Below are 24,364 nucleotides of genomic sequence, written 5' to 3'. Positions count from 1 at the left end.
GCCCTCGGTCTTGGTCCGCTTACTTCGATCCGCTTACTTGGACTTGTCGGCGATAGCCTTCAGGCCGGAATCGTAAATGCCGGAGATTGCATCGATTGCCACCGCATCCGGCGCGCCCTTCGCCTTGAAGCTGCCGGTCCAGTTCACGGTCGAGCCCGAGCCCTTGGGCATCACCGAGAGGGTCGAGGAATAGTCGCTCACCGGCAACGGACCGGAAACGATGGCATAGGTGTAGCTCATGGCCTTGTCGTCGCGCTTGGTCTGCGACTCGACGATGGTGCCGCCACCCTTCAGGCTCAGGGTTCGCAAAGCCTTGCCGCCGTCCTGCGACAGCACGCATTTCTCGATGGCCGGATGCCACTGACCGATGCCGCAGAAATCGCCGATCGTCGCCCAGACCTTGGCGGGAGGGGCGGCGACATCGATGGTCTTGGCAGCATCCAGCGCCAGCGCCGGCGCCGCTCCGGCGATCAGGGCGAGGGCAGGCAGGGCCAGGGTGCGCGACAGCATCCGCGACATAATGGGGATTCCTTCCAGATTTTTTCTTGCGTGGACGGACTGATTTCGCCGCCGAATCGTATTCGATCCACCAGCGAAGCTAGGCGGAGCAGACCGCACGGCAATGCATCCGGCCGAAACGATTGCGAATTCCAACGAGACCTTGTGGGGAACTGGGCTCTGAGACCGAATTCCTCCCTGTCCGGCGGTCGCGCGCATTGCTGGCGGGCGCGGCGCTGAAACTTGTCAAGCGGGCCCTCAGCGGCTAGGTAAACCGCCTTCGCAAGCGTTCGCGCACCGCCGCGGTGCGCCCTTGCCTCTCGGGAGAGACGAGCCTTGGCCAGCGCCGGCTCCACGCGCAGCACGACCGACGCCGCCTTCGCGGCCGTCCGGTCGCGCGCGTCTCTCGCCGCCCTGCTCCTCCTTATCCGCCCCTGAGAGCCGTCCGGGCGCGTGCGCCTGGGCTCTCAGGGGAGTGCAGTTTTCTAAGGTCGGCGCCCGTCCACCGGCGCTTGCCCGGACCCCTCGATTTCCCGATGCCGCGTCCCCGGTTCTGGACCGCGTTCCGACAGGATACTCAGCATGACGACCTCCCCGACTCCGGCGCCCGAAGCCCGCGCGAAGGACCGCGTTCTCATCTTCGACACCACCCTGCGCGACGGCGAGCAGTGCCCCGGTGCCACCATGACCCTCGACGAGAAGCTCGCGGTCGCCGAACTCCTCGACACCATGGGCGTCGACATCATTGAGGCGGGTTTCCCCATCGCGTCGAACGGCGATTTCGCGGCGGTCTCCGAGATCGCCCGGCGCGTCAAGCGCGCCACCGTCGCGGGTCTCGCCCGCGCGATTCCCGCCGACATCGCCCGGGCCGGCGAGGCGGTGCGCCAGGCCAGGCGCGGCCGTATCCACACCTTCGTGTCGACCTCGCCGATCCACCTCGCGCACCAGATGCGCAAGTCCGAGGATGAGGTGGTGGAGATCATCCTGAAGACGGTGTCCCAGGCCCGCGACCTCGTCGAGGACGTGGAATGGTCGGCCATGGACGCCACCCGCACGCCGATCGACTATCTCTGCCGCTGCGTCGAGGCGGCGATCCGTTCGGGCGCCACCACCATCAACCTGCCCGACACCGTGGGCTACGCCACACCGGACGAGTACCGCCGGATGTTCCAGGACGTCCGGAACCGGGTGCCGAACGCCGACAAAGCGATCTTCTCGGTGCATTGCCACGACGATCTGGGTCTCGCCATCGCCAATTCCCTGGCTGGCATCGAGGGCGGCGCGCGGCAGGTGGAGTGCACCATCAACGGCATCGGCGAGCGGGCCGGCAACGCTGCTTTGGAGGAGATCGTCATGGCGATCCGTACCCGCGGCGACGTCATGCCCTTTGAGACCGGCATCGAGACCACGATGCTCACCCGCGCCTCGAAGCTCGTTAGCCATGCGACGAACTTTCCCGTGCAGTACAACAAGGCGATTGTCGGTCGGAACGCCTTCGCGCACGAGAGCGGCATCCACCAGGACGGTATGCTCAAGCACACGGAGACCTACGAGATCATGACTCCAGCCTCGGTCGGCGTTGCCAAGACCTCGCTCGTCATGGGCAAGCATTCGGGCCGGGCCGCCTTCCGCGCGAAGCTGGACGAACTCGGCCTCGTGCTGAGCAACAACCAGATGCAGGACGTATTCGAGCGCTTCAAGGCATTGGCCGACCGCAAGAAGCACGTCTACGACGAGGACATCGAGGCCCTGGTCGACGAGAACCTCGCCACGGCGCATGACCGGATCCGCCTCGTCTCCCTGTCGGTGATCGCGGGCACCCGCGGCCCGCAGCGGGCGACCCTGAAGCTCGATATCGCAGGCCGGATGGTCACCGAGGAGGCCGTCGGAAACGGCCCGGTCGACGCCGTGTTCAACGCGATTCAGGCTCTCGTGCCGCATCAGGCCGACCTCGAACTCTATCAGGTCCACGCGGTCACCGAGGGCACGGATGCTCAGGCCGAGGTCTCGGTGCGCCTCAAGAGCGGCGAGCGCAGTGTGACCGCCCGAGGCGCCGACCCCGACACCCTGGTCGCTTCGGCCCGTGCCTACCTCTCGGCCCTCAACAAGCTCGAAGCCTGGGCGGAGCGCCTGCATGCCCAGAGCCCAGCCGCGGTTTAGCCGAGAAAATAACGCCCCGGGGGTGGACACCCCCCGGGGCGTTTGCTATCAGCCCCCTCGTCGCGGCGGACTTGGTGGGCCGCAGCGATCGCCGCAAGGCGTTGGGTGCATAGCTCAGTTGGTAGAGCAGCTGACTCTTAATCAGCGGGTCCAAGGTTCGAACCCTTGTGCACCCACCAAACATCTCAATGACTTAGCCAGTTTGTATGACGTCGTTTCGACACGACCTCACCGGCTTATTTCGACAAACTTTCCTTCTTCGTTCTCGCGTCCAAGCGTTTCCGCGCTCCCGCCTGCCGTTGCTTCGAGGTCGCTTGCGCGTACCGAAGCAGAGCTGCGGTGGTCAGGTGGCCGCTCAGCGCGCGGAGCTGAGCGTCTGTCAGGTCGGCCTCGGCGCCTTCGACGTTGCCGCCGTGACGCAAGCCCATGAACTTCACTTCCGGGTCGATACCAGCGGCATTCCGGATGTTCGCAACGCGATGCCGAAAGTAATGCTCGTCCCAGGGTAGGTGGACCTTCCGGCGCCGGTCTGGTTGATCCCGCGTGACGATCAAGGTGCCATGCCGCGGAAAGTGATCCAGCCGATCCATCAGCTCCGGCCAGAGCACCGTGCCATCCACGTCGAACAGCGGCAGCTCAACGAGCTCACCGGTCTTGTGGTGGAAGATCCTTGCGAGTCCTGGCTTGTCGGCCGGACGGTAGTGCGTCCAGGCCAAGCGCTTCAGGATGTCCTCCTGACGTTGAAGCCAGAAGAAGGCGATCATCGCCGCTGTACCAATCGAGGCCTCGCCAGCGGCGTCTGCGGCGGCCACAAAGCGCAGTAGCTCCTCGTGAGTAACCGGCCGCGTCGGCTTGGCCTTGTAGGCGAGATCCATCTTAGCGAATGGGTTCTCCGCCGGGACGATATCGGGCTTGTCGCGGCGCGCCACGTTCCAGGCGCGCTTCGCGATGCTCATGGCGAGGATGCCTGTGCGGATGCGCTCCGTACCATCGGCCTTGAGCTTCAGGCGCTCGTAGAGACGATCGGCAGCGCCAGGCGTGATGCTCCCAAGTGCCAGGGTACCGAAACGCCGGCCATCCTTCAGCACGTAGCTTGAGACGAGATGCAGGGCCGCGTCATAGCCCTTGCGGGTCTTCGGCGGCTTGCTGGTGTACTTCGGCGACGTCTTGTAAAGCGCGGCCATCCAATCGAACGTTCCGATGCGAATGCGAACGGTGTCGACCGGTACGGCACCGCGCTGGCGCCAAGCATCGAACTGGGGATTGAGGACGTCGTCGCAGCGGGCCTTCGCGACTCCGTAGTCGCTTCCGAGGGCTTCTGATCGCGTCGGACATCCTGCCTCTTTGGCCCATGTCGGCGGAACCCAATAGTAGCCGGTGAGGCCCGACATCAGCCGCCGCGCCACCATCAGCTTGGGCCAGCCCTGGGGCTTGCGACGCGGCATCAGATCAGGCCCTCGATGCTCTCGGCTATCGGGACCACGGGCATCGCGAGCCCGTGACGACGGGCGATGTCCTGCGCCAAGCGCTCACGATGCCATTTCGGCAGACAGCCTCTTTCGGTACGCGGGCGCGAGTAGATGCCGCGATCGACCTTTGCGCGAAACGCCTCGACGCTCGGCTCGTCGCAGAAGGCAGCCGCCGTCTCTGCACGCATCTCCAGTGGCCAGGAACCGAGCGGGTATGCGACCGCGCGTGCCATCGGTTCAGGCCTCCTGATTCCAGCGCAGGGCGCGAAGCTCAGCGATGTGCTTCTCAAAGGCAGCGATGCCTTCGGTGACGTTGCCGGGGTAGGGCGGCTTGTCGGAGGCGCCTTCCTTCTCGATCAGAGCACGCACGCGAGGCCAGAGCTCGTCGAAGAGGGGCCAACAGCGGATCTGGATGCTTACCGGCGTGTCAGCGCTGTCGAGCTGCATGTACTCCCCGTCGTCGTTCCGAGAGAAGAACAGCGTCCCTGGGTAGGTGAATAGGGGCTCCTGGCCGGGGCCGTAGCCGTCGGTCAGCATGGCGTGGTAGGGGCCCCGGCTTCGACGCAGAGCCTTCGCAGCTTCCTCGGCCGACAATCCCCCGTTCTTCATCAGGGCCTTCACAGCGGAGAGAAGCAGCAGATCGGCCAGCTTGAAGTCGACATGATAGCCTTTGCCCTTCGGCCGGGCCGGGAAGAGGTCGTACCGCGTGAGGTAGTTCCCGATCTGACCGCTGGTCATGCCGACTAAGGCGGCGGCATCGCTGCGAGAGAATGCCCAGGTCTCAATCTGCGTCGCGTCCACGGCATCACTCCAAAACGTCACAGTGATGCTATGACGTGTGCTGACGTTTGTAAAGCATCGATCCGATGCTCTGATGAATGGATACCGCACCAGGTTGCTGGGCGGCCCGATGGCCTCCTGCCGGTTCACTGCGATCCACCCTCGGCAGCACGAAGCCTCTGGGTCGTCCGTTGCACCATGGTCGTGAAGCGATCGGCAGCAGCCTCCCGGCCGAATTTCCGGGTGACGCGTCTGAGGACCCGGCCCACGAACCCGGGCACGGCATCGGGATCGCGAGCGAGGATTACCAGCAGCTCATCCAAGCACGCTGTAGCGAAGTCGTCCTTCTGCGGGATTGCCTTCTCCTTCAGCCGCTGGCGGTAGCCGGCCTGGTACCCACGCTGCCGCCGGAGACGAGCGCGGTACCGCCGAGCATCATTCCCATCGTGAAAATCGTCTGCCATCACGTCCTCCGATCCCTTCGAGCAAGGTTCGCGACGAGCCATGAAAATCGCAATGGCAGGTGGTTTGAGGTGGGCCGCCCCAGGGGAGGGGCGAAACCGGGTGAGCTGCCTCCGTTTCCCCCTGCTCAACCTATTAGGAGGCAGGGGGAGAGCTAACCCCGTGAACAAACCGGGCGAGACGGGGTCTCGGTCAGGCTCCTGATTCGAACGCATGAAGGCAGCCTGATCGGGTCTCAATCCGCCTCCAGATCGCGGTCGCTACCAACGGCCCAGATGCGTTGGGAAGGGCCGCCAATGGGTGAGGCGAGCGAAGGCTCCCTGTCGGCATCGGGCTCGAGGTCGGCGTCGCCATCTGCGGCATCAAGGATGGCAACGATCTGGTCGACGACATCCAGAGCAAGATCGGCAAGACGTTCGAACTCTGCCCTTGAGATGCTGGCAGCCTGGATCCGGCGAGGGGCGGGAAACGGCACGACGTTGCTCATGGTCAGCCCCATGCCTTCAGCGCTTCGAGGAGGAGGTCGGGTGCGTCGAGGCGATCGACTCGGCCGTTGCAGTCGATCTCGTGCATGATGCGCACGCTAAGGATCTCATCGTGCTCGGACTTGTTCGTCGGCGCACGCCGAGTGATTTCGGCGACGCAGCTGTCACGGAAGAAGGAAAAGCGCTGGCTCTCACCCTCAACGAACCAGCCGATGTTCGACAGACGCGATGAACCGTCGGAGCTTTGGCAAAGCGGCATGTTACCGATGTGCCCCCAAAAACTGTCGGCCTGTCGTGTGATCTCGTATAGGCGCGCGAGCTCTTCGATGCTGAACGGAGCAAAATCGAACTCGGCCGCATAGCGCCGGCAGTTGGCTAGAAGGGCCTCCAGGGGTACCTGCGGAGGCAGACGGGCAGTGGCTGCCCTTAGCGCCCCGGCACGCTCTTGGATCGATTGCTCGGGAGCGGTAGTGCTTGGTTTGCGACGAGCGTTCATAACAGCCTCCCTCATCCGATCTGCAGGAAGCCGTAGGCGAGCACGCCCCCGGCAATGATCAGGACGGCCGAGACAAGGTCGCCAGCGAAGTCGAGGAAGCGGGGAGCCCGGACGTGTGCCGAGTCGGGCCGCACCGGGGTGATGACTGGGCCGTCCTCCGCCTCGGCCTCATCTGGCTCCAGCAGGGGCATCGGACGGGAGTAAACCGCTGCCGAAGGCGAGCGAGAGCGTTCACCGGCGCGTGCCGATGTTGTAGAATTCCGGATAGCCATGATGCGTCGTTCCTCGACGTGTGTGGTCAGGGCCAGTCGAGTGTTGCAACCACTCGATTGGCCCGGTATTATTAGCGCCAGAAAATGGTGGCCGCAATAGCTAGCGCTGGAAATTCTTCACGAGGTCGGCCGCGCGTTGACGCAACGCCGGTAAACGTACGCCTTCCTCCTCAGCAGCTGTGGGCTCTCGATCACTGGATCAAACACCAGTCCGATCCCAAACCTTCGCGGCCTGAAGCGGTGAGGCGACTGCTTGAAGCGGCTCTACCCGAACGACCGCCTAGCCCATATGGGTACCTGACAGGGCTCGTAGAAAGACAGCAACTTGCCCCTTCCGAAAGCAACTTGATCGAAATTTTGGACGAGATCATTGCTTTGACGGGGGATGGCGACCCACGGAACGAAAGCTTCGTTCGCTCCGTCTTCGCGGACTACCTCAACGCCCAGCTCGCACCTGCTCCAGAGCCCCTTCCAGGGCCAAAGCCAGGAATGTAGGCTGAGGCATCCAACACCCTACCGAGCACCTTAAGGCAGAGGGCTGCCTAACATGACTGCGAAGGCCGGAGACCTGCTGGATCGGCTCACAGAAGTCTCTCGCCTTTCGACGCTTCTCGCTGACCGCGTGCTCGCAGCCCAGGCTGCCGACCAGCCTGTGCCCAAGGCTCACATGAACGCCTTGCTCGACGCAGCCATCATCCTGGATAAGTACGAGGTCGACCTACCGACTTCTCTCGGCCAGATCGTCGATCAGATCAGCGATGCCGAAGATGAAGAGGCTGATCGGCTTGCGTGGCTGTTCCGGCCGTTCCAAGGGCCGAGAGGCTGATGTCCACCGATCACCAGAATGCTATTGGTTATCTGAAGTGAGCAAGAGCTCAGACGGCAGCTTGGACAGATGGCGGAAGTGCTCCGGCTTAGCACGTCGCTATCGCATCCCGTGCTCAACACTCTACAGGCTCATGACCCAGTTACGCACGATCAGACGACAGCGTTGATCAAAGCCGCCTACGTGCTGAGGGACAATGACCTCCCTTGGCCGTCCGTTCTCACACAAGCGCCGCACGAACTTGTTGACCGGGTCGGCCGCCATAACCCAAAGTGATCATCGCCGACATAAGGAACAACGTGACTCAACATCAGAGCAAAGAGTGGAAGCAAGCCGAGGCGGCTTTTGCGAAAGAGCAGGCTCGGCCATCTCGCACGCCCGTCCCGCAGCTGACCACGAGCGCAGTCGATGAGAACATGGCTAGGCAAAAGGCTGCGCGCTTGGCCAGGGATGCTGATCGGGCCGCCGTGAGCAGACGCTAAGGTGCCGGTATCAGCGATCGTACTTCGAACGACGGAGGCAGCACTTTGCCTTCAGCGGGTGTTGAATCTCCAGGTTGGCACCCGAAGCTGCTTCACGCGCCATTCTCAAAAAAGGACGATGTGCAAAGCTCGTCCGTTTTGGGACGGATGGATCAAGAACCTCGTGAGCAAGACGCAAGAGCCTTGCCTCTAACGTGTTTGTGCACCTAGTTTGCGCTGAACGTAGGACAGACTCTCTTGGTTGATGAAACATTGAATGCGTCGGCTGCAGCGGCGCCGCAGGGCGCGCCGGACGACGACCTGCCGCTCTTGGCTGATAACGCAGCGCTATCGCAGTGGCTGGCTGAGGAGAGCAATGAGGGGCTGGTCGCCCGCACGCGGCTTAAGGCCAGCGAACGCGTCATTGCGCGAGTAACGGACGGCATCTATCGGCAGCCTGCATCCGCCCTTAGGGAGCTGATTTCAAACGCCTGGGACGCCGATGCGAACGAGGTTTCGATTCTGACTGACGCTCCTCGTTTCTCCCGAATATATGTCCGCGACGATGGGGCAGGCATGTCCTATCAGACACTCTCACGCTTGCTGCATTCCATCGGCGGTAGTGCCAAGAGACGAGAGGAAGGGCAGGAGCTTGGCGTAACAGCGAAAGATGATGCTGATCGGACGCCAAAAGGCAGGCTGCTAATTGGCAAGATTGGCATTGGGTTGTTTTCCGTTAGCCAGCTTGCACGTAAGTTCCGAATTGTTACGAAAGTAAAGGGTGAGAGCTACCGCCTGATTGCTGAAATAAGCCTCAGAGCTTACTCGGAAGACGACTCGGACGACGACGATACAGAGTCGGATGATAGCTTCATCAGTGGGGATGTTCTGATAACCCGTGAGCACACTGAAGATAAAAGTGCACATGGGACTGATGTCGTCTTGGACGACGTGAAGCCGCGAGTCCGCGACCTTCTACGCAGCGCCGACCGGTGGAGATCAGTAGACGAGAAACAGGCTGCAATCGAAAGGGACGATCTGGAGACGGCTGCAACCATCCGGATCGAGCCTCCTGTGTATCACTCCGGCTGGATTGCTGACCTCGGGATCCGTCAGGAGGGCGCTGATATCCTGAGCCGATCTCCTAATCTGCCATGGGAGGCCTCTGATCCCGCAGGATCGCGTATGGGCAAGCTCATGGACGCTGTGGAGCGAGAGTTTACGAAATTTGAACGTCCGGACCTGGCGACTACTCTCGATACATACCTGGAAACGATCTGGACGTTAGCTTTGTCTGTACCAGTCAGCTACGTCGACAAGCACCCATTTGAGCTTACCTCAGATGCGTCTGTACGATTATTCTGGATATCTAACGACACTAGAGGGCAGGCGCAAGAGCTTGACCTTCCACCAGGAAAAACCGTACGGACTGCGGTCAAGGAGCAAGTTAGAGGCCATCCAGAACTTCTGGATGGCGCAGCTGACCCTGCTGGAGGGTTCAAAGTCATTCTTGATGGCGTCGAACTGAAGCGTCCAATACGCTTCAAGTTCATTCGGACTGAGCGTCGTGGCCTCGAAAAAACCATGCTGTTTGTCGGTCGTTACGCGCCAAATCTCCGCCGTGTCGATAAGAGTGTTACCGGCGGCGGCCTCGAACTCGAAGGCTATTTATTTTGGAATGGGCGAGTGGTTCCAAAAGAAAACAACGGAGTTCTTATCCGTATTCGAGGATCTAGCGGTGCACTATTTGATCCTACATTTTTTAAATATCAAATCTCAGAGCAGACTCGGCTGCGCCAGATAACATCAGAACTCTTCATTCAACGGGGGTTAGATGCCGCGTTGAATATTGATCGAGAGTCATTTAACTTTTCGCATCCTCACGTCCAGCTTGTTACGTTGTGGCTTCATCGCGCCATCAGACAGCTGACTAATAAACACAAAGACTTGAGCGGTCGCGCGCGGGATGATCGCAGGCACGAAGAAGCCGCTATTCAAAGAAGTGCCGTGGCCACACATGCGGAGGCCGTCTGGCGAAATTACCGAGGGTCGGAGCCAGTCCCCGAAGTAACAATCTCCACCGATGTTACTCGGGCACAGGAAGCCCGCCAACAGGGATATATCGCGTACGCACGCCACGAAATGCCCAGCTTGGCCGTACAACAGCCTGAAATGCGAACAGATCGAGACAGCCGTGCGAAAGCGCTCGTTCAGGTGCTGTCTGCCTACGGGGTGCTCGACGATCGGTCCTACGAAGAACAGCAGAGCATGATTGACGCAATTCTACGGATCTTTTTTGAAGTGCCAATTCAATGATGAGCGTACAAGACGGTGGGGTAGACGAGCCTGAGAACGAGGAAGATCTCCGCGCTATATTTGGCCAATTAGTTGGCGCTGATATCGACGCGCCTTCGGGGCTTGCAAGAAAGAGGCGCGGATTCCTTCCATGGCATCACCCCGTGAAGCAAGTAGTCCGCGATCGGCAATGGGCCGAACTTACAGCTCGCCTTATTGAGGCTCGCACAACTCAGAGCGATACTCTGCGCTACTTCACGCTTCCCGGAGCAGATCTTCTGGACGTCCGAGTGCTGGCAGAAAAGTGCTCTGATAAGAACGTCAGGATTGAATACTTTGGTTTCAATTCGGGATACGTCGCTGCGCAGGGGGATCTGGCGGACTTAAACGAAGATCAGGGAGCCTGGATTAGCGCTGAGTCGGCTCTTCGGCAGTCGAACCGTATTACTGGGGATGCGGTCATATTGCCGGACCGGCTGGAGGATATCGCAATAGACAGGTCGCAGGCCGCTGAGCAGCTTCGTTTGCGAGATATATTTGACGTTGTTAATATCGATGCATGTGACCATCTCGCCTACAGACCAGCGGGCAGAGATGTCTGTACTTTCGACGCTCTGAACGCTATTCTAAAACATCAAATGGTCGCGAGAAGGCCATGGCTACTTTTCATAACTACCCGCGTTCACCCGGATCTCCTGGGGCAGCCAGGATTAGAGTTTCAGCGCGCAATCGGTGAAAATCTTCGGGTTAGTTCTGAACTATTTGGTGGAGCGCTCGCTGCAGCTATAGGCGCTGACCCTGCGCGCATACTGGCCGCTGTTGCCGGCGCGTGGGCCAGCAATGATAGCACCTTCCTGAAGCTCTATACGATCGGACTTGGTAAGTTCCTTCTTCAGTTTTTTCACGCACAGCCGAACCTTCCGGCTCATGTCGAACTTGCAAGCGCGTACGCATACAGGGTTCATGGTGATCAGCCCGACATGTTAGCGTTGGCCTTTCGAATAAGCCCAGAACCGCAGCGTGCTTTTCCTGCTAGCGCTGGCGGCGCAACGGTTACGCCACCTCTAGAACCGGCACGAGCAGTCAAGCTCGCCGAGCGCGCACAGCGCCTTCAAGATTTGGATCAAGCAATCGAAGCAGAGGCGGATCTTCGAACGGAAGCCATCAGAAATACCGAGAGCCTTCTACGATCCGCGAACTATGATGAACAAGCTTGGCGAGAATGGCTCGCAACGCATCCTCAACGGCCTATGTCTGTCCCCGATGCTGCTGCCGAGTTATCTTAGACATATAAGAAGTAACCACTCTGCGACGAATGGGAATACGAATCGATGAGGTTTTCCCCTTTGTCTGAATCTTAGTATTTATCTGTTTACCTATGGAGTCGGCTACGGCGTGAGCCAGTAATGGTGGAACCGCTTCACTTACCTGAGCGAACTGGGACGACAGTGAGCCGACAAGCTCATAATCTCTTGGAAAGCTTTGTAATAGCATTGCTTCATAGACACTGAGGCGCCTATGGCAGTTTGGATGTATATGTACTTCGCGGTTGCCGTATGCGACTGTAATACTTGGTAGATGCCAAGCGAGAGTTTTGAAGCTTCTTTTTCCGCCATGCCCAGGGACTAGTGTGCCTGGTTGTAAGAACTTCAAAGACTTGGGCTGCATGCACCAATGATTCGGGTGGGCTGGAAAGTCAGCAGGATTTGCACCCCGCACATAGTATGCTGGCTCAGGTAAGTTGCCGATAGCAAACCGAACAGTCACACTGTCTTGGTTCAGCGTTGTAGGTTCGGGAGGAAGCCATCGAAGATCGCCGAAGAGCTTCCTGTTTATTCCAACTAGGAAGAGGCGCTCCCGCTTTTGGGGGGTTTGGTATAGCGATGCATTTAGAATATGCTTCTCGACGTTGAACCCGAGCATATCCATTCGTTCGATGATAGCGGAAAGACGATCCGCGTGCTCGCGCCGACATAAGCCCGTGACATTCTCCATCACGAAGAACTGAAGTGGCTTCCTGTTATTGAGGCGCTCGAGTATATCACAGTAAACTAATGGAAGTGTATGCCTCAGGTCGCCTTCTTTAACTGTACGATTTGCCTGACTGAAGCTCTGACACGGCGGTCCACCAATCAAGCCGGTGGGCTCAAACTGCTTTCCATATATCTGGTCCAACCGTTCAAGTGTAAGATCCCTGACATCCGCAACCTGAGCAACTGCATTGATTGAATTGCGGTTAAAGTTGTAGGAAGCAACGCTGTCCGCTTTTTTATCAAATGCAAGTCCGACCTTATAGCCGGCCTTTTCGAACCCAAGATCCAGGCCTCCTGCGCCGCAAAACAAACTCAGCAGCACGGATGATACCCTCTTCCAGGAGCGACAGAAACGCTAAGGCATCGCTTCTAGCGAAGGCAAGGGCCCGCCTCCATCCCTTATCTTCGAAAACAGTGGGAAACGGCAAATGGCAGACGTGATGACGCCTACCCAGCGTAGCCGCTGCATGTCCAGAATCCGATCGAAGAACACGAAGCCCGAAATGCGGATCCGCAAGCTCGCGCACTCACTCGGCTATCGATTTCGTCTCTATCGCAAGGACTTGCCTGGAAATCCGGATCTCGTGTTTCCGAGGCGACGCAAAATTGTTTTTGTACATGGGTGCTTCTGGCACCGACATTTTGGATGCAGAGATGCCTCTATCCCGAAAAGCCGGCGTGAGTATTGGGACGATAAATTTGCGCGTAATGTTGCCCGGGATGTGGAGGCCCAGCAGGCGCTCTTAGCTGCCGGATGGAAGGTGCTTGTTATTTGGGAATGCCAAATATCAGATCTTGATGCTTTGCAGGAGCTTCTTATAGGTTTTCTTGGACCACCCGGGAGCACGGGCGACACCGGCCCTTTTGCGCCCACTATCTAAGGCTGCGGTGTCGCACTGCAAGGGGTTTAGAAACCTTACGATTAAATCGCTTCATCCTGGCCAGTCCCGGCGGTCAAGATCCGATTCGAGACCGCCACCATGTAGGCCAGCCCGTAGACGCTGATTTCGTGCTCCTGAACGCCGTCCCGGCGCAGGGTGACGATGCGGTCCTCCATGTAGCGTTCGATGCCGCGCTTCAGGATGCGCCCGGCGGCGAGTGAGCCGACCGTGCGCAAGATGGTGGAAGCGAGTTCTTCCGCCACGAGCATCCCGTCGGCCTCGGCGAGCCGCCGCACGGCGGCGTGGGTCTCCAGGTATTGGTATGGCGCGCTTTGAGGGGATAAAGCTCAGGCGGCCGCGGGCGCTCGCCCGAACGATGCGCCTGCGACGCGGCGAAGGGTGTCCACAAAGCGTGTCGTCAACCGTGAGAGTGGCGAGCGCCACAGCCCGAATCCGTCGTCGCAGAGCGGATCGTTGACCACGGGGCTACCATCCTGGCCGACAAGCACGTTGCCGATGTTCGGATCGAGCGCGCGGGGAGCTACGGCCCGGAGAGTTGCTACGAACGCTTCGTAGCCCGGCCATGCGGCTCTAAAATCCTCGCGAATGCCGTCGAAGCTCGGATGATCAACCTGAGGCTCGTACGCCGGCCATTCCGCCTTGAACCGCTCGCGCACGCCCTCATCCATCGCCGCGCCGGCCTGGTCCGCAAGAACAGCATGAGCGTAGGGCAACCACCACGTCTCGGGAGTCGGGTTGGCCAGCCGCGAGCCGACCGTCATCAGAGCACCGCAGCGGCTAACAGACAGGTCGTGGACGCGCGGGGCATGCGGCCCGTCGGAGCCAACGAACCCCTTACGGAGGAGGGCCGCGTAGTCGCCGAAGCCATCGGCCTTGCGTGCGAGGCGCACGACGACGTCCGGATGTTCCTGATGTGCGTGGACGGAGCCGTGGTAGCCGTAACCGATTTCTGCCCAGCCCGCGGCGATCAGCGACGCGTGGGCCTTGGCGGCCGAGCGCTCGACAATGCCCAAGGCGGCAAGGGAGGGACTGACGACACGGCTCCGGTTCAAAAGTCCCAACATCGCAGTCACTCCTTCCTGCCGATCGAAGATCCGACGCGACGCACCCTGTGGCGCGACAGGGATGCCGCACCACGAAAGCAGGCCGGACGGGCAGGTCCAGCGAAGGTCAGTGTGACCGTGTCGATGTCGGGAGCAGTGGAACGAGACCGTCACACCGCTGTCATGCAATGACGCGAGGCCCCGGAAAGTTCAAGTGCTACGGAAGCGTAAACGCGTGGGCAAACGGCCTGCGCCGTCCAGTCGCACGATCCGTCAGGCCGCTTTCGCCTGCGCCAGAAGGGATCGCGCCAGAACGCTGTCGGCGTCACACAGGCCGCGCTCCGCATCGGGCCTGACATGCCGGCCTGCATGGGCGGGACCGACTTCGACATCGTCGAGGATGAGATAGTCCGCGATGCGGTTTCGGAGCAGGTGCTCAGTGATCTCGTCGCCGCGCCCGGCCCGCTCGGCGGCCAGCATTCCACCTGTTTTGGGATCGCGGCTCGTCGGCAGGATGGCCGTGCGCCAATCGGGGTGGAAGCAGTTCTTCGGCAGTCCCGCTTCGACAAGGGTCGGGCGGCAATCGGCGACGCGCCACGTCGACGAGACCACCACCCGCGCGTCGAACTCCCGGACCAGCGCGGCGACACGGGCGATCTGCGCCGGGTTCAGCTTGTCCTTGCCCACCTGCCGCTGATAGCCGACCGTCGTCACGACGCCATCCACGTCGAGATAGATTGTGGGCTGCTCCGCGCCTCGATGCTCGTCCAAGAACCCTGAACTCCGTCGCGTGCGGAGTCCCCGCATCTGCAGCCGAAGGGGCTACAGGGCGGCGTCCCAGCCGTCTAGCGTGCGCTTGGTCCTGCTGCCAACGTGGCCTCAGGCGGCCCGCTTGCGGCCCTGCGCCCGGGGCCGCTCGCCCTCTCCGCGGTCGGCGACCCGGCCAAGGCCAATCGATTTAGCCAGGGCCGAGCGCTGCGCAGCGTAGGCCGGGGCGACCATGGGATAATCAGCCGAGAGACCGAAGCGCTGGCGGTAGCCCTGCGGGTCGAGCCCGTGCGTGCCGAGATGGCGCTTCAGGGTCTTATAGGCTTTGCCGTCCAGGAAGCTGACGATGCCGTCTGGCGTCACAGATTTCCGGATCTGCGCGGCCGTCGGCTTCTCGACTTCGGCTTCGGCCGGCACCTGCGTGCTGCCAGTGGCAAGGCCGTTGAGAGCGGAATAGACGGTGCGGATCATCTCTGGCAGATCGGACGTGCGCACAGGATTATTCGACACATACGCAGCGACGATGTCGCCCGTCAGTTCTACGAAGTTCAAGGTCTGCATTTCGGTATTCTCAGACATGGCATTCTTCACATGAAGGCCCCCGTCCCAGGCGAATGGCGCAAATCTCCCCTGCAATCAAATGAATAAATTGTAATTCAGCCTGGGGCATACCAGGTATGCGCAAAATAGATCAGTAGTCGACGGCTGCGGAGAGCGCCTGCAAGCCGCGTCAATTACCTATTATTCCCGAAGGACATGAGGTCGAGCCACGTCGGTTGGGTGATCGTCGGGGCGAGCTTCTGCATGATGGATTCCTTTGGGTGCTGAGGGGGGTAATTGACTCAGTGCAATCGCGGCGCAGGCCGAGCGATCGAGCGAAGCTGATGGACGAGAACGGGAGTGCGCTCGCCAGCCTCAGCGATCCGCCTCGTGGCAATCGCATCAACGATGCTGGCGGCGGCTGTTCGATCTAGACCGCGGTCTTCGGCGACTTCGGCGACCGCGCGTTCTGCCCACTCCAAGATGCGGTTGGCCTCCGCTTGGAACATAGATCGCGCGCGCTGGATGGCTTCCGCGAGGGGCATCGTGTCATCGGTCATCTCGGCGCCTTCCATTCCGGGTCGGCCGGCTCGCCCATCTCGGCGAGATGCTGGCGGACGTAGGTGCTAAGGACTTGGACGAGGCTGCGAGGATCGACCTTGCCGGTTGCCGTATCGACCTTGATCTCGTCCGCCATCGAGATGCCAACCCGGGCCGGCCAGGAAGACCAAGCGTCTCGTCCCTCGCGGGCCAAGTCGAAGAACAGCTTCTCCGCGGCAGTTCGATCAACGAGCGTGCTCTCCTGCTCCGCTTGATCGAGGTCGCGCTGACGGGCCTTTAGGATCAATTCGGCGGTGCGAACCTTGCCGAAGTCGATCCCTTTGCCATCGTCGCGCATGCCCTCTTCGGCCAGGATGCGGGCGATCAGCGTGACGGCTTCACGGGCATCCGCTTCGGTACCCACCTCCGCGGTTGGGTGCGTACCTCGCGTGCGTACCTTGGGCGAGGTACGCACCTTGGTACGCACCGGGTCTGTGGCTGAACTCCAGGCAGATCGCGCCGCGACTGGATCTATAAGACCGTTTGGCAAACGCTTGATACGTTTCGACAAAATGGCCTTGCGCACGGCCCCTTCCGTGACGTCGAGGATCTTGGCCAACTGCCGCTGAGAGACCCCTTCGGGCATAGGTGCGTACCTCGGATTTGGTGCCTGGCGCTAGGAAGTTTGGGGGCCCCGACCACCCGTATACGTTTTGGCCTCCCAGGGTCCCTGACGGGTCGGCGGGGGGGGGGCTCTTAGGCAGGGTCGGGCCCAGGGTGGTCACGCGGCCACCCACGCGACCCGGTCGCCTCGGTTGGCGAAGACGTCTCGGGTCTCTCCCGCCGGGATGAAGATGCGACCGGTCCCTGAGGCTATGCCCATCGCCTTGCTGGCATCCGGGTTCGGTCCCCAGGCCATGTAGATGTCGATGCTCGGACGGACCTCGAAGATCGCATCGGCCAAGGGTGGATTGGGAAACTGGCCAGCTCCCGGGACCACCGCGTCCGTCACCCCAGGTGCCGCCATGGTGCGGGACCAAATGAGTGCGCCCACGAGCAGCATGCCCTGGGTGATCTCTCCATCCCGTCCACCGACGTAAGCGCAGGCAATGTGTACGCCTGAGAGGGCCATGGGTCTGTCTCCTACGGGTCATCGTCTTAGGAGGAAGGGATGGCACCCGCGGTCCTGGCCGAAGCCAGGTTCGCCGCCGCGGGTGCCTCACCGGGTGAAGGAATGAACCCCCGGCGATCTCGGATCAGGCGGCCTGACGCTGGGCGTCGAAGGCCAGCATGGGCGCGAAATCCTGGTCGGCGATAAGACTGGGTTCGATCTCGCGGCTGCGGACCTTGCCGGCAGTCTCACGCAGGCGCTGGCCAAACTCGGTGGCGATGGCGATGGGATCGCTGCCCTCGACCAGGGTGCGCCGGCTGTACATCGACCAGGGGTTCACCTCCGCGTGGATTTCCAAATCGGGCATGACCTGGGCGAAGCCCTGCAGCAGGAGGGCGTTGGCGATGGCTACGGGGCCGGCCGGTCCCTGGATCGGATCGAACTGGCCGGCTGCCGCACCGCTGATGGTGATGCCGAGCATGGCATGCGCCTTGGCGACAGAAGCCAGGGCCTTGGCCAGATTGGCGGTAGCCGCCTCGATGTCGCTGGCGTTCTGCTCCAGCCCACCGGCAACACGCTCGCGCTCGGCATCGACCCGGGCCACCTCGATCCGGGCTTCCGTCTCGGCGATGCGGCGCTCGATCTCGGTAAGGGCATCCGTGATGCCGTAGGCCGTACCCTCGATCTCCCGGCAGGCGCGCTCGGCCTCGGCGATGGCCTTGCTGTCACTGTCCTCGATCAGCAGTCGGCGGCGCAGCGCGACGGCCTTCTCGACCTCTACAGCCAGGGCAGACTGACGGGCCTGCAGGTTGGTGCGGGTGGTGATGAGACCGGCGAGCTCGATCTCGGCGGTTCCAGCGGTAACGGGCTTGGATTTGGCCATGGTCAAGCAGCCTTCTTTCGAGCGGGCCGCACGTTGATCTTCGCGACGGGGAGATTGCGCAAGAAGGCCTCCCACTCCTCACGGATCAGGATGGTGCGTCGGCCGAACTTCCGGGCCACCAGCGTCCCGGCGCCGAGTGCCACGTAGATCTGGATGCGGCTGACGCCGCTCTCGCGAGCGGCCTCATCGATCGTGAGGGTGCTGCTGGACTTGCCTTCGCTCTGCATCGAAACCTCCAAGGTGTTTGAGGAGGTTCGGGCATGTCCTGTCTGGGCGATACGTCACGATTTCCGCGACGTGCATCCGTCACCCGAAAGCGAGTTCTTCCAGGCCCTCAGCAGCGAAGTACGGCCAGACCCTGGAGCTTCGCCGGTCACCGGTGAGGTAGGCGCCGAGGGCAGCGGCGTCGCCATTCAGGTACATCGCGAGGGCGACCCGGGACACGAGCCAGGGACCACCAGCGACACGCCGGCCGATGTCATGGTCTCGGCACCACATCCGGATCGTTCGCTCAGTGCGGTTCGCCTGCTCGGCGGCTTCTGCCGTTGTCATGCCCTCGCGGCGATCGAACGGGATTAGGCAACGGCTATCACCGGAGTGGGTAACCGCAGCGCTGCGCCTATCGGTCTCTCGGGTATGGGTCTGCATTGGTACGCACTCCAACAGGTACTCGGGTAATCGATGACACTGAGATCAGGTCACAAAGCTTGGGCTAAACGAAACAGCCCTTGGCAGGTCGACTAAGCAAAAAAGCGGCGTATCCTCGTTTCTGCCTCGACTGGGGCAAGGGAGGAAAATATGTCCGCAAACTGGAAATCAGTTAAAGAGGACTTGGACTGGAGCTTGAACCAGGGCGAAGACGTGAAAGGCCGGTTCGAATTAAAAGAAGCCTTCAGCAAAGGCGACGCCAAGGAGATGGCGCACGTTATCGAAGCGTACAAAATGGGACAGCGCGATAACCATAAGATCGCGAACCTCACGCGGTGTGCCCACGAGGATGATAAGCGCCTATACAACATTGGCCGAAAGTTAATCGAGCTTAAGGCTTCGTAGCATTCATCGAGGCGGGTTGAGGTGACCACTCCGGTTGCGTTGCCGTTCGTGCTCCGGTGCATGGTTATGCAGTCCAGCAAGCTTGCCTCAACCCTCCACATAGTTGCGCCTCCTGATGTTTCCGACGGTCTGCGGAGAGACACCTGCTCTGCGCGCGATCTCACGATCCGTGAGAGGGGCGGTGCCGGCGTTCTCGGTATCGAGCAGGGCCAGCACGTCGCGGCGCTTCTCGGCGTTGGTACGGCGGGGGTGTCCAGATTGGACGGGGGGGCTTGAGGTCCCCGGATCGGGGGAGCTCACCGGCTCCCTCGTACCTCGTTGTCCACTTTGGACGGGTGCAGCCTCGTCCCGGATACGAGCCCCCATGCGCTCAATGTCGGCGCGGAGGGTGCTTAAGGCTGGCTCCTGCTCCTCCCATGATCGCGCCATGTCGAGCCGGGCCACATGCTCCATCCAGGAGAGCCGTGCACGGATGTCGTTGAGGGACCGGGCCGGAAGGCACTGGCAGAGATCCTCGAGGACGTAGCGGCGCGCGTCGGCCCACAGATGGGGCGAGTAGTCCCTATCGAAGGCGCACCGGTCGCTGTCCCGCTTCTCCGCAGCCTCGTACTCCGCCCACGCGGCCGCAGTCGTCGCCGGTAAGGGCCATGCCCTTGTGACCGCCTGGCGGACGCTCTCCGGCATCCGCGAGCGGGAGTCGAGGGACCCCCATCCGTCCAGGCGATAGATGGTGTTCCAGGTCTCACCCGAGCCAAGCAAGGGCTCGCAGGCTCGACGCAGGGCAGTCTCACGTTCGGTGTCGGCCCAGACGGCATCCTCGGACCCGTATTCTGCAAGCAGGACGCTGCGCTTGGCTGCCCGCTCACGCTCGCGCTCGGCTCGCTGGGCCCGCATCTCGGGGGTGTTGAAGAAGTCGTTGAAGGCGTCGGCCGCAGCCTGCGCTTGGGCCTTGGGTTTCGGGGTGTCCAAAGTGGACATGGCCTGTTCGACGCTCATCCCGGCCTTCCGGGCGAGGGTCTGCATCTTCAGCATCGCCGCGGTCTTCTCACCCGGGCTGTCGGTGCGATCGTGAAGGGCGCGAACCTTGGCGAAGGTCTCCAGTCCGGCAGCCATCAGCCTGTCCCCGTCAGCAGCGTGAGGCTCGGTCGTGCCGTGTGGAGAATCCCGAACTCGGCGAGCACGCCGGCCGGGACCAGCGTCCGAGGATCGTCGGGGGGCGGTGTCCTCTGCGCCAGCGTCCACTGGCCGCCGGTGGTCTTCCAGCGCCGCAGATGCCCACGCCAGTCGTCGGCCGAGAGCGTGGCGAGGTAGGCGGCCGGATCGGCTGAAGCGCTGCTGCCGTCGGCGCCAGCACTCTGGGCGAAGCGGTCGAACCGCTCCTGGTTCAGCCATGTCGAGGCCTGGGCCACGAACTCGGTGCCGATCCGGTCCTTGGCCGAGAGCTCGGCAGCGTAGGCCTTCACGGCGGCCATGAGTGCCGCAGGTTTCGCACCCTGCCGGATGACCTTGGCGTAGGCTCTGGCAGCCGTCTTTCGGGGGTTATCGCCGTCCCGTTTCGGGTAGGCAGCCCAGAACTCAGGGAAGCCCGGCGGGTCCGTCCCCTTGGGGACTATAGGGGTATATGTAGCTGTAGCTGTAGCTGGTTTCGGTTCGCTTTCGTTCTGCTTTCCGTTTTCAGAACCTGATGCTTTGCCCTCATCGTTATTCCGCAATGACTTAGGCCGGCCGCCGAGCCTCCCGGCGGCACGCTTCTTCTCGACTTTACCCGTGACGAATTCGTGCTCGCGCGCGACCTGATCGTTGACCCAAGTTCCGTCTTTCAGGGCCCAGAGCGCCATCACCGAGGGCTTCAGCGTGGCCCAGCGCTTTAGAGAGATTCCGAGCATGCGAGCGAGCCGTGTGTCATCGTCCGGCAGGCAGCAGCCGGGAGAGCGCCAGGCGTAGATCTGCAGGCGGAAGTGCACGCCTTGCTCTTCCAGAGTGAGGTGCGCCGTGTCGGCCAGATAGCGGTCGACGCCCACCGGCATAGTCGGGAGCTGGCTCATCAGCGCGCCTCCGCCAGAACGTTGCAGGCGATGTCGCAGAAGCACTCGACCCGGACCGTGGGGCCGGAGCGCTGCTTCAGAATCTCGATCTCCAAAGTGTTCAGGCAGCGAGCGAGGCGATCCTCCTCGACGTCGGTGCGGTCGACCTTGCGCTCGAGGTAGTAGGCGTCCCGGTACAACCCGAGCACCACATCGGCATCCTGCTCGATGGATCCGCTCTCGCGCAGGTCCGCCAGGATTGGGCGCTTGTCCTGGCGTTTCTCCACCTCGCGGTTGAGCTGGCTCAGGCCGAGTACGGGAATACCAAGTTCCTTCGCCAGCCCCTTCAGGCCCAGGCTGATCTCCGTCATCTCCTGCACCCGGTTGCCCGAGTAGCGCTTGGACGGACGAACGAGCCCGATGTGATCGACGATGAGGGCCGCGAAGGGGATGCCCTGGCGCTCGGCCTTCAGCTTCATCCGCCGGGCCCGCGCGGAGATCTGCGAGAGGGTTTGGCCTGGCTGCTGCTCGATCCAGAGTGGGATGTCGGCACAGGCCTCTGACGCTTCTTGGAGCCGAGCCATATCGGCCTCGGAGAGCCCTCGTGCCTCGGCAATCGCCCGGTAGGTGATCTGGTGCCATTCCCGCGGATTGTAGGCCAAGGCCGAGAGCACGCGCTCGGACAACTCCTCGGCGTTCATCTCCAGCGAGATGAGACCGACGGCACCACTCCGGCGGGCTGCCGTGAGAGCGATATGAAGGGCGACCGTGGTCTTCCCCATAGCCGGCCGGCCAGCGAGCACGACGAACTGACCGGGACGCATGCCGAGGGTGGTCGTGTCGAGCTTCGGCACGCCGAAGGGGACCCCGAGCATCGCTCTGCCCATACGGGTCTGGTTTACCCGGGCGAGAGTACTGGTGACGCTCTCAGCTAGGGTAACCCGACGAGCGCTCTCGACGAGACCAGCGCTGACAACCTCGTCCAAGGCGTCGATCATCCAGGCAGCATATTCGACCGGGCTGTGCACTGAGCCCGACGTCATGGCCGTCACTGCGGCCTGGGAGGTTTCCAGTACGCGCCGCATCCGCGCTGCCTGCGCAATCAGGCGGGCATAGCTGGGCGCACCGCTGATGGTGGTGGCGCCGCGCATCAGCTGGACGATGTACCCCCCGACCGTCTGGCCGCTACCCAGGTCGGCGTCCCCGAGGACTGCTTTCATCAGGCCGAGATCAATCGCCTCCCCGGCATCGCGACGATCGCACATCGTCAGGAAGAGGTGGCGGTGGATCGGCTCGAAGAAATCCTCTGGCTGAACGTGCTCCCGAGCCCCGTCCAGGGCATCGTTGTTGTGCAGGATCGCCCCGAGCAGGGCCTGTTCGGACTCGAGGGCGTGCGGAGGCCGCACGTCGGTTCCCTTGGCGGAATCTGTCATCGCGACACCTCCCGCTCTGCGGCTTGGAGAGCCAGGATGAGCTCAGGAAGCTTGGCCTTGGCGACGCAGATGCCGGCCTTGGTCGGCACAGGCTCACCGTGGCTGCTGCGGGGCGCCGAGAACACTCGCATGTCGACGAGGGCGTAGCCGGCATGAATGGCAACGCTGACCCGGATCTCCTCCAAGTTGTTCTTGCGGACGGTGGCGATGGTGCGAAGGTCGCTCATGCTCGGCCTCCCTGCAGGAAGGCGCGCATCTCATCGGGCCGGTTGAAGAGGGCGGTAACCGTGCCGTCTCGACCGATCAGCGCGACGAGCCGACTTGCCAGGGGAGGGCGCTGCGCCGTATTCTTTGCGCCGAGGTTCTTCCCCGAGGGCTTCTCATCAGCGCCGTTGCGGGCCTTCACCCCCGCGACGGCGTTCTTGTTTTCAGCAGGGGGACGAGAGGGGCGAAATCGTTTCGACAAAGCCAAATTTCCCTTTTCCTACAATGCAGGAACGAAGAGGGAATTTGTCGAAATGGTCGTTGAGACTGCTAGCCTTTCAGAGGCCTCTTAATCAGCGGGTCCAAGGTTCGAACCCTTGTGCACCCACCAAGCATATTAATCACTTAGGTGATTTAGCAGCCCAGCAGTTTGAGGCGTGGGTTGCAGTTGAGCTGCAGTTCCCTTTTCTGATTATACCTGACGGGCTGAAGAGCCGTCTTCTTCATGTGCTGTCGCTAAAGCTACGTGGAAATCGCGGGCGCGAGCTTCCATCATGACCAACCGGTGTGTTGCTGCATCGTTGAAGCGGTCCACTGGAACATCGAACAACTGATAGACAGCCTCCGTCAATCGGCGCCGATGTGCATATGGGGGCTCGCTGAGGCCCGGTGCTTCACGGTCGATCCCGTCTATGCTGACGGCCCTGTCTATGCCGCCTTCCAAGCCCCACCGCGCGGCGGTCGTACAGTAGGGTGATAATGTATTGCAGTGGAGGTCGCTTGCCGCGCTGCCCTGATTCCGGCGAGTGGGGTCGGACAGAAGCGCCACCACAAAGTCCATAACACCCAAGGGTGTTCGTGGCGTCCCTACCAGTCTCTCAAGAGGGAAGCTGACTGCGCCTACCGAGATAAGAACAGGTCTATCCGGCATGTCTATGCCTCGCCTTGCACTGCGAGGGCATAAGCCTGTCACGATCGTGCTGCGCTGTCTCGCCCGTATTGCAGGACCGCGGTCACTACCCGCTTGTGGCGCGTAATGCCACCGAAGGCCGAGCGGTCTACCCCGCAAGCATCGCAGACATCGGACAAAAGCGATCCGCTTTCCAGGTCTCCGATGACGCGCTCCAGGGCACCCTCCAGCGACCAAGCCACCGCCTTAACGCTGACGGCGGAGACGGGCCGGCCGGCGGCATCCTTGGCGATGCCCTTGGCCTGCCTCCTGAAAAGTGGTCCTCCCTGAGGTATGGCTTCGAGCCATGTGGAGGATGTTGTCATGGGACGGAAGAAGCACACGGCTGAAGAGATTGTCGCCAAGCTGCGCCAAGTTGATGTTCTGGTCTCGCAAGGTCGCAAGGTCGCCGAAGCAGTCCGCTTTATTGAGGTGACTGAGGTCACGTATTACCGCTGGCGCTCCAAATATGGCGGCCTGAAGGGTGACCAGGTCAAGCGGCTGAAGTCCCTGGAGACAGAAAACCAGCGCCTTCGTCGGGCGATCTCCGACCTGACTTTGGAGAAGCTCATCTTGAAGGAGGCAGCTTCGGGAAACTTGTTCTCTATTCGGGGTTCATCGGTCAACTCCCTTTCGTGCGCATCCTGGTTCGGCGCGTGAACGGTCCTGTGGAGCTC

General features: G+C 61.6%; 30 protein-coding genes, 1 tRNA gene and 1 pseudogene. 8 read left to right on the top strand and 24 right to left on the bottom strand.

Annotated elements, in window-relative coordinates; genetic code table 11:
- Positions 1–33 precede the first annotated feature (33 nt).
- Complete coding sequence (locus tag AC6EUL_RS17450; protein WP_056213373.1) at positions 34–519, bottom strand: SRPBCC family protein; 486 nt, start codon at positions 517–519, stop codon at positions 34–36.
- Positions 520–1,080: 561 nt separating this feature from the next.
- Here AC6EUL_RS17450 and AC6EUL_RS17445 point away from each other — a divergent pair.
- A complete protein-coding gene (locus tag AC6EUL_RS17445; RefSeq protein WP_056496997.1) occupies positions 1,081–2,658 on the top strand; it encodes a 2-isopropylmalate synthase in 1,578 nt (525 codons plus the stop codon).
- Positions 2,659–2,761: 103 nt separating this feature from the next.
- Positions 2,762–2,837, top strand: a tRNA-Lys gene (locus AC6EUL_RS17440).
- A 57-nt stretch (positions 2,838–2,894) separates the two neighbouring features.
- Here AC6EUL_RS17440 and AC6EUL_RS17435 read toward each other — a convergent pair.
- The 7 genes from AC6EUL_RS17435 to AC6EUL_RS17405 all read right to left on the bottom strand — a co-directional run bounded on the left by AC6EUL_RS17435 (position 2,895) and on the right by AC6EUL_RS17405 (position 6,541).
- The gene (locus AC6EUL_RS17435) at positions 2,895–4,103 is read right to left on the bottom strand and encodes a site-specific integrase (RefSeq protein ID WP_499871592.1); all 1,209 of its coding nucleotides are present in this window, start codon (positions 4,101–4,103) and stop codon (positions 2,895–2,897) included.
- Complete coding sequence (locus tag AC6EUL_RS17430; protein ID WP_056477845.1) at positions 4,103–4,360, bottom strand: hypothetical protein; 258 nt, start codon at positions 4,358–4,360, stop codon at positions 4,103–4,105. The genes AC6EUL_RS17435 and AC6EUL_RS17430 overlap by 1 nt, the downstream gene beginning before the upstream one ends.
- A gap of 4 nt (positions 4,361–4,364) precedes the next feature.
- On the bottom strand, positions 4,365–4,928 hold the full coding sequence (locus AC6EUL_RS17425) for a MerR family transcriptional regulator (RefSeq protein WP_499871590.1): 564 nt from the start codon (positions 4,926–4,928) through the stop codon (positions 4,365–4,367).
- Between the two features lie 125 nt (positions 4,929–5,053).
- Entirely contained in the window at positions 5,054–5,371 is a 318-nt protein-coding gene (locus AC6EUL_RS17420; protein ID WP_499871588.1) for a hypothetical protein, read from the bottom strand.
- A 233-nt stretch (positions 5,372–5,604) separates the two neighbouring features.
- Positions 5,605–5,856, bottom strand: a complete 252-nt coding sequence (locus AC6EUL_RS17415) for a hypothetical protein (protein WP_499871586.1) — start codon at positions 5,854–5,856, stop codon at positions 5,605–5,607.
- A gap of 2 nt (positions 5,857–5,858) precedes the next feature.
- Positions 5,859–6,350, bottom strand: coding sequence for a hypothetical protein (locus AC6EUL_RS17410; protein WP_499871584.1), 492 nt, complete (start codon positions 6,348–6,350; stop codon positions 5,859–5,861).
- An 11-nt stretch (positions 6,351–6,361) separates the two neighbouring features.
- On the bottom strand, positions 6,362–6,541 hold the full coding sequence (locus AC6EUL_RS17405; protein WP_499871582.1) for a hypothetical protein: 180 nt from the start codon (positions 6,539–6,541) through the stop codon (positions 6,362–6,364).
- A gap of 628 nt (positions 6,542–7,169) precedes the next feature.
- Between AC6EUL_RS17405 and AC6EUL_RS17400 the strand changes: the two genes are divergently transcribed.
- The 3 genes from AC6EUL_RS17400 to AC6EUL_RS17390 all read left to right on the top strand — a co-directional run bounded on the left by AC6EUL_RS17400 (position 7,170) and on the right by AC6EUL_RS17390 (position 11,490).
- On the top strand, positions 7,170–7,448 hold the full coding sequence (locus AC6EUL_RS17400; protein ID WP_499871580.1) for a hypothetical protein: 279 nt from the start codon (positions 7,170–7,172) through the stop codon (positions 7,446–7,448).
- A gap of 719 nt (positions 7,449–8,167) precedes the next feature.
- Entirely contained in the window at positions 8,168–10,225 is a 2,058-nt protein-coding gene (locus AC6EUL_RS17395; protein ID WP_499871578.1) for an ATP-binding protein, read from the top strand.
- Positions 10,222–11,490, top strand: coding sequence for a PP_RS20740 family protein (locus AC6EUL_RS17390; RefSeq protein WP_499871577.1), 1,269 nt, complete (start codon positions 10,222–10,224; stop codon positions 11,488–11,490). The genes AC6EUL_RS17395 and AC6EUL_RS17390 overlap by 4 nt, the downstream gene beginning before the upstream one ends.
- On the opposite strand, the gene AC6EUL_RS17385 is transcribed toward AC6EUL_RS17390, so the two are convergent.
- Positions 11,453–12,559, bottom strand: a complete 1,107-nt coding sequence (locus AC6EUL_RS17385; protein ID WP_499871575.1) for a DNA cytosine methyltransferase — start codon at positions 12,557–12,559, stop codon at positions 11,453–11,455. The genes AC6EUL_RS17390 and AC6EUL_RS17385 overlap by 38 nt on opposite strands.
- Before the next feature lie 106 nt (positions 12,560–12,665).
- On the opposite strand from AC6EUL_RS17385, the gene AC6EUL_RS17380 reads away from it, so the two are divergent.
- Positions 12,666–13,118, top strand: coding sequence for a very short patch repair endonuclease (locus AC6EUL_RS17380; RefSeq protein ID WP_499871573.1), 453 nt, complete (start codon positions 12,666–12,668; stop codon positions 13,116–13,118).
- Between the two features lie 41 nt (positions 13,119–13,159).
- Here the strand turns inward: AC6EUL_RS17380 and AC6EUL_RS17375 are convergent, their stop codons facing one another.
- From AC6EUL_RS17375 to AC6EUL_RS17330, 10 genes are all read right to left on the bottom strand, one after another.
- On the bottom strand, positions 13,160–13,414 hold the full coding sequence (locus tag AC6EUL_RS17375; protein WP_499871571.1) for a hypothetical protein: 255 nt from the start codon (positions 13,412–13,414) through the stop codon (positions 13,160–13,162).
- Between the two features lie 51 nt (positions 13,415–13,465).
- A complete protein-coding gene (locus AC6EUL_RS17370) occupies positions 13,466–14,203 on the bottom strand; it encodes a hypothetical protein (RefSeq protein ID WP_499871569.1) in 738 nt (245 codons plus the stop codon).
- Positions 14,204–14,455: 252 nt separating this feature from the next.
- A complete protein-coding gene (locus AC6EUL_RS17365) occupies positions 14,456–14,953 on the bottom strand; it encodes an HAD domain-containing protein (protein ID WP_499871567.1) in 498 nt (165 codons plus the stop codon).
- Positions 14,954–15,061: 108 nt separating this feature from the next.
- Positions 15,062–15,529 (bottom strand): Ros/MucR family transcriptional regulator, encoded by a 468-nt coding sequence (locus tag AC6EUL_RS17360; RefSeq protein ID WP_499871565.1) that lies wholly within the window; start codon positions 15,527–15,529, stop codon positions 15,062–15,064.
- Between the two features lie 263 nt (positions 15,530–15,792).
- The gene (locus AC6EUL_RS17355; RefSeq protein WP_499871563.1) at positions 15,793–16,050 is read right to left on the bottom strand and encodes a hypothetical protein; all 258 of its coding nucleotides are present in this window, start codon (positions 16,048–16,050) and stop codon (positions 15,793–15,795) included.
- Positions 16,047–16,649, bottom strand: a complete 603-nt coding sequence (locus tag AC6EUL_RS17350) for a hypothetical protein (protein ID WP_499871561.1) — start codon at positions 16,647–16,649, stop codon at positions 16,047–16,049. Before AC6EUL_RS17350 ends, AC6EUL_RS17355 begins: the two co-directional genes overlap by 4 nt.
- A gap of 162 nt (positions 16,650–16,811) precedes the next feature.
- On the bottom strand, positions 16,812–17,162 hold the full coding sequence (locus AC6EUL_RS17345) for a hypothetical protein (protein WP_499871559.1): 351 nt from the start codon (positions 17,160–17,162) through the stop codon (positions 16,812–16,814).
- A gap of 124 nt (positions 17,163–17,286) precedes the next feature.
- Positions 17,287–18,024 (bottom strand): hypothetical protein, encoded by a 738-nt coding sequence (locus AC6EUL_RS17340; RefSeq protein ID WP_499871557.1) that lies wholly within the window; start codon positions 18,022–18,024, stop codon positions 17,287–17,289.
- 2 nt (positions 18,025–18,026) lie between these two features.
- Positions 18,027–18,251, bottom strand: coding sequence for a helix-turn-helix domain-containing protein (locus AC6EUL_RS17335; protein WP_499871555.1), 225 nt, complete (start codon positions 18,249–18,251; stop codon positions 18,027–18,029).
- 79 nt (positions 18,252–18,330) lie between these two features.
- Positions 18,331–18,576 (bottom strand): helix-turn-helix domain-containing protein, encoded by a 246-nt coding sequence (locus tag AC6EUL_RS17330; RefSeq protein WP_499871553.1) that lies wholly within the window; start codon positions 18,574–18,576, stop codon positions 18,331–18,333.
- A 246-nt stretch (positions 18,577–18,822) separates the two neighbouring features.
- Here AC6EUL_RS17330 and AC6EUL_RS17325 point away from each other — a divergent pair, with 246 nt between their 5' ends.
- The gene (locus tag AC6EUL_RS17325; RefSeq protein ID WP_499871551.1) at positions 18,823–19,077 is read left to right on the top strand and encodes a hypothetical protein; all 255 of its coding nucleotides are present in this window, start codon (positions 18,823–18,825) and stop codon (positions 19,075–19,077) included.
- A gap of 87 nt (positions 19,078–19,164) precedes the next feature.
- On the opposite strand, the gene AC6EUL_RS17320 is transcribed toward AC6EUL_RS17325, so the two are convergent.
- The 5 genes from AC6EUL_RS17320 to AC6EUL_RS17300 are packed head-to-tail and all read right to left on the bottom strand — an operon-like array spanning position 19,165 to position 23,006.
- Positions 19,165–20,190 carry a hypothetical protein gene (locus AC6EUL_RS17320; RefSeq protein ID WP_499871550.1) on the bottom strand — a complete coding sequence of 342 codons (1,026 nt, stop codon included), beginning with the start codon at positions 20,188–20,190 and terminating at the stop codon, positions 19,165–19,167.
- Positions 20,190–21,122, bottom strand: coding sequence for a DUF1376 domain-containing protein (locus tag AC6EUL_RS17315; RefSeq protein WP_499871548.1), 933 nt, complete (start codon positions 21,120–21,122; stop codon positions 20,190–20,192). The genes AC6EUL_RS17320 and AC6EUL_RS17315 overlap by 1 nt, the downstream gene beginning before the upstream one ends.
- Positions 21,122–22,534 carry a replicative DNA helicase gene (locus tag AC6EUL_RS17310; protein WP_499871546.1) on the bottom strand — a complete coding sequence of 471 codons (1,413 nt, stop codon included), beginning with the start codon at positions 22,532–22,534 and terminating at the stop codon, positions 21,122–21,124. Before AC6EUL_RS17310 ends, AC6EUL_RS17315 begins: the two co-directional genes overlap by 1 nt.
- Positions 22,531–22,761: a hypothetical protein gene (locus tag AC6EUL_RS17305; protein WP_499871544.1), complete on the bottom strand. Its 231-nt coding sequence runs from the start codon at positions 22,759–22,761 to the stop codon at positions 22,531–22,533. Before AC6EUL_RS17305 ends, AC6EUL_RS17310 begins: the two co-directional genes overlap by 4 nt.
- Positions 22,758–23,006: a hypothetical protein gene (locus AC6EUL_RS17300; protein WP_499871542.1), complete on the bottom strand. Its 249-nt coding sequence runs from the start codon at positions 23,004–23,006 to the stop codon at positions 22,758–22,760. Before AC6EUL_RS17300 ends, AC6EUL_RS17305 begins: the two co-directional genes overlap by 4 nt.
- Before the next feature lie 1,005 nt (positions 23,007–24,011).
- On the opposite strand from AC6EUL_RS17300, the pseudogene AC6EUL_RS17295 reads away from it, so the two are divergent.
- Positions 24,012–24,293, top strand: a pseudogene (locus AC6EUL_RS17295) (transposase); the annotation flags it as partial.
- Between the last annotated feature and the right edge of the window lie 71 nt (positions 24,294–24,364).

This window comes from Methylobacterium sp. 001424705, from assembly GCF_059816145.1.
The sequence above is the reverse complement of the archived record's forward strand: the minus strand, read 5'-3'. Positions and strand labels throughout refer to the sequence as shown.

Bases quoted from the DNA above. Each gene is read 5' to 3' on its own strand.
- AC6EUL_RS17390 (WP_499871577.1), top strand. From the start codon at position 10,222: ATGATGAGCGTACAAGACGGTGGGGTAGACGAGCCTGAGAACGAGGAA.
- AC6EUL_RS17400 (WP_499871580.1), top strand. From the start codon at position 7,170: ATGACTGCGAAGGCCGGAGACCTGCTGGATCGGCTCACAGAAGTCTCT.
- AC6EUL_RS17420 (WP_499871588.1), bottom strand. From the start codon at position 5,371: ATGGCAGACGATTTTCACGATGGGAATGATGCTCGGCGGTACCGCGCT.
- AC6EUL_RS17360 (WP_499871565.1), bottom strand. From the start codon at position 15,529: ATGTCTGAGAATACCGAAATGCAGACCTTGAACTTCGTAGAACTGACG.
- AC6EUL_RS17315 (WP_499871548.1), bottom strand. From the start codon at position 21,122: ATGAGCCAGCTCCCGACTATGCCGGTGGGCGTCGACCGCTATCTGGCC.
- AC6EUL_RS17450 (WP_056213373.1), bottom strand. From the start codon at position 519: ATGTCGCGGATGCTGTCGCGCACCCTGGCCCTGCCTGCCCTCGCCCTG.
- AC6EUL_RS17380 (WP_499871573.1), top strand. From the start codon at position 12,666: ATGGCAGACGTGATGACGCCTACCCAGCGTAGCCGCTGCATGTCCAGA.
- AC6EUL_RS17340 (WP_499871557.1), bottom strand. From the start codon at position 18,024: ATGGCCAAATCCAAGCCCGTTACCGCTGGAACCGCCGAGATCGAGCTC.
- AC6EUL_RS17310 (WP_499871546.1), bottom strand. From the start codon at position 22,534: ATGACAGATTCCGCCAAGGGAACCGACGTGCGGCCTCCGCACGCCCTC.
- AC6EUL_RS17405 (WP_499871582.1), bottom strand. From the start codon at position 6,541: ATGCCCCTGCTGGAGCCAGATGAGGCCGAGGCGGAGGACGGCCCAGTC.
- AC6EUL_RS17335 (WP_499871555.1), bottom strand. From the start codon at position 18,251: ATGCAGAGCGAAGGCAAGTCCAGCAGCACCCTCACGATCGATGAGGCC.
- AC6EUL_RS17430 (WP_056477845.1), bottom strand. From the start codon at position 4,360: ATGGCACGCGCGGTCGCATACCCGCTCGGTTCCTGGCCACTGGAGATG.
- AC6EUL_RS17435 (WP_499871592.1), bottom strand. From the start codon at position 4,103: ATGCCGCGTCGCAAGCCCCAGGGCTGGCCCAAGCTGATGGTGGCGCGG.
- AC6EUL_RS17320 (WP_499871550.1), bottom strand. From the start codon at position 20,190: ATGGCTGCCGGACTGGAGACCTTCGCCAAGGTTCGCGCCCTTCACGAT.
- AC6EUL_RS17415 (WP_499871586.1), bottom strand. From the start codon at position 5,856: ATGAGCAACGTCGTGCCGTTTCCCGCCCCTCGCCGGATCCAGGCTGCC.
- AC6EUL_RS17330 (WP_499871553.1), bottom strand. From the start codon at position 18,576: ATGACAACGGCAGAAGCCGCCGAGCAGGCGAACCGCACTGAGCGAACG.
- AC6EUL_RS17370 (WP_499871569.1), bottom strand. From the start codon at position 14,203: ATGTTGGGACTTTTGAACCGGAGCCGTGTCGTCAGTCCCTCCCTTGCC.
- AC6EUL_RS17345 (WP_499871559.1), bottom strand. From the start codon at position 17,162: ATGGCCCTCTCAGGCGTACACATTGCCTGCGCTTACGTCGGTGGACGG.
- AC6EUL_RS17445 (WP_056496997.1), top strand. From the start codon at position 1,081: ATGACGACCTCCCCGACTCCGGCGCCCGAAGCCCGCGCGAAGGACCGC.
- AC6EUL_RS17305 (WP_499871544.1), bottom strand. From the start codon at position 22,761: ATGAGCGACCTTCGCACCATCGCCACCGTCCGCAAGAACAACTTGGAG.
- AC6EUL_RS17325 (WP_499871551.1), top strand. From the start codon at position 18,823: ATGTCCGCAAACTGGAAATCAGTTAAAGAGGACTTGGACTGGAGCTTG.
- AC6EUL_RS17410 (WP_499871584.1), bottom strand. From the start codon at position 6,350: ATGAACGCTCGTCGCAAACCAAGCACTACCGCTCCCGAGCAATCGATC.
- AC6EUL_RS17355 (WP_499871563.1), bottom strand. From the start codon at position 16,050: ATGACCGATGACACGATGCCCCTCGCGGAAGCCATCCAGCGCGCGCGA.